General features: G+C 56.8%; 3 protein-coding genes and 1 pseudogene. All 4 read right to left on the bottom strand.

The annotated features are described in order from the left end of the window. Positions 1–191 (bottom strand): annotated as a pseudogene (locus ACQR0U_RS32315) (zinc-binding dehydrogenase); the annotation flags it as partial. A 150-nt stretch (positions 192–341) separates the two neighbouring features. After that, entirely contained in the window at positions 342–1,322 is a 981-nt protein-coding gene (locus tag ACQR0U_RS32310; protein ID WP_434844218.1) for a DUF4238 domain-containing protein, read from the bottom strand. Between the two features lie 91 nt (positions 1,323–1,413). Beyond that, complete coding sequence (locus tag ACQR0U_RS32305; protein WP_434844219.1) at positions 1,414–1,902, bottom strand: hypothetical protein; 489 nt, start codon at positions 1,900–1,902, stop codon at positions 1,414–1,416. Positions 1,903–2,144: 242 nt separating this feature from the next. Then, positions 2,145–2,366: zinc-binding dehydrogenase (locus ACQR0U_RS32300; RefSeq protein ID WP_434844220.1), on the bottom strand; the 222-nt coding region annotated here is incomplete at its 5' end.

Below are 2,366 nucleotides of genomic sequence, written 5' to 3'. Positions count from 1 at the left end.
CCCGAAGCGACCGACCGCAGCGATCGGTCGTAGGTGCCGGGGCCGCCGAGCTCGAGGACATGCGTGGCGCCTTCGCCGTCCGTCGCTTTCATCACGGCGACATCCCAATCGGGCGTGTCGCGGTAGTTGCTGAGGATCGAGGCGCCGAGCGCCCTGGTGCGGGCGAGCTTTTCGTCGGAGGATGAATGCACTGCCACTTCAATTGCTCCTCGAGCCATGCTCGAAAACCCGAAGAGTTGCATGGGAGCAAGATGGCGCTCAGGCGGCCTCGTTCCTGTTGAATAACCCGACGCCTCTCGTCTCTTGCGAGAAAGCCATTGTTCCGCGCGTGGCGCTGCCGTTCAGCCTTTTGGCGCAGCGCCGGGTATGTCGCGCACAAACGCAGTCTTGTACACAAGACGCGTCGCAGGCGGGCTCTTGTAGTGTGGCGTTTGAGAAAACACCCTTCTGGCGAAGGTAAAGTCGCGACGATTGCTGAAGACTCCGGCATGCGCCCAACTGCATTGCAGATAATTTAGGTTTTCGACGTTCTCGGGCTGGGCCGTCAGCGGCGCCGCAGCTGTGTAGGACTGATAGAGCGGGCCGCCGCGTCGAATGGTGTCCTGGGCCGTCGCCAGCTCGACCGATCCGCCCGGATGTCCCTGCATAACTGCAGAACATACGGTCCGATGAAGATCCATGGCAGCTTCGTATCTCGCGATCAGCAAATCGCTGACCGACCGGCAAGGCATGAAAAGAGCGCAGTTCGGGCTTAGCGGCAGAAAGGCCTCCACTCCTTTCACGTCGAAGCCAAGATCGCTACCGTTCTTCGGATCGAGCGAACGCTGCAACACCACCGGCTGGTCCCCGAGGTAGAAAACGTCATCGTGATCGATGACCATCAAAACCCAATGCCTCCTTTCGATTTGCGCCGACACGATGAAACTGCTGTCCCACAGTTGGGTAAAGATCGACCCGAAGTTCTTTCGCGAAGGATTGTTCGCAAGCCCTCTATAGAAAGCTTCAGTACGAAAGCTCTGCGCTGCGACGAAATCAGCGACTTTCTTGCGGTCTGGCGATGACAGGCCTGAAAGCGATCGAGCTTCAATGATCCGCTTGAGGACCGGGGCAGCCCTAGTCTCAATTTTCTCTAAGCGATCCTCGAAGGATACGATCTGCCCTTCAATATCAAATTCATTAAAATTCGGGCCGCAAGCAGCATGCTTCGGCGGAGGCTTCGATATCACGTTTGATTGGATATCCAGCCGATACACGCGTCCGTCTGTATCGACAAACTTCTTTAGCAGAAGTCTCGGGACCCAATGTTGGTTCTCGTCCGTCATGGTTCTTTAGAATTGAGGGTTGCGGCTGCAGGTCCGGGCAGAGCTTTTAGTTCTCGTACATGCAATACTTGCTGCGATATTGAAAGGACTTCTATCTCTCTAGACCTTCGTTCTGCTCCGGTAGACCGAATGCGCGGATCGTCTTGGTATGGGTGAAGATGGGGACTCCGCGTCGCCACCACCATGTCGAGTTTCCGCTTCGCCAATTGACGTAAAAATTCACTCGACCAGCTCGCGAGACTTCTCTTGCCAACCCGCCGTCAAACAACGGCGCGATGATAAGGTGCTTCTCCTCATCCGGGCGGAGCAGCAGCTTTGGGCTATGACCCATCGCACCCTTGATGATGTTTCGCGTATTGAGATTTTCGGCCAGGTGATAGATTGGTGGCTTCACCACCAGGTCTGTGATTGCGATGTCGTAGGCAGTCGTGTTCTTGATGCGGATGCAGACGCGCTTTGTGCCCTCATCGTCCATGGTGCTGAGGGAGGCTATTGGGCGCCCTTTGTAGTATCTATCGAACAGCACGACGCCTCCGCTGATGAAGCCGACAATCGCTCCAAGCGTCGAAAATTCAATCATTTTTCTGGTCCCCGAGTCGCCTAACTATATGACTTCGGATTTCCTCAATTTTATCGCCTGTCGCGAGACGGCGCTTGATCTCGTCAACATTGCACGCGATAGCGCCTTTGACTAGACGCTCATATTTTCCGATGGGTACGGTGACGCTGCATAAATGCGACGCCATCCCGAGATGGCGGCATCGGCGCGCTGGCCGCCATGAGCCGATCCGCCCCATGGTCATGCCGGCCATTGCCCCACACCTACAGCTTCAAAACGATCTTGCCGAAGTGCGAGGCGGTCCGGAGATGGGCGAACGCTTCGGGAGCGTCGTCGAAGTCGTAGACGCGATCGACGATCGGGTGAATCGCGTGTTCGCTCAGGAAGCGATTCATCGCCGTGAAATGGTCGACCGAACCCACGGTGACGCCGATGATGTCGGCATTCTCCCACTGCAGGCGGGCGAGGTCGGGCTTGGGGCCGAA

Origin of the sequence: Bradyrhizobium sp. HKCCYLRH3097, assembly GCF_051167875.1 — a bacterium.
In the GTDB taxonomy this organism is placed as follows: domain Bacteria; phylum Pseudomonadota; class Alphaproteobacteria; order Rhizobiales; family Xanthobacteraceae; genus Bradyrhizobium.
This window is presented reverse-complemented; position numbering and strand designations above follow the sequence as displayed.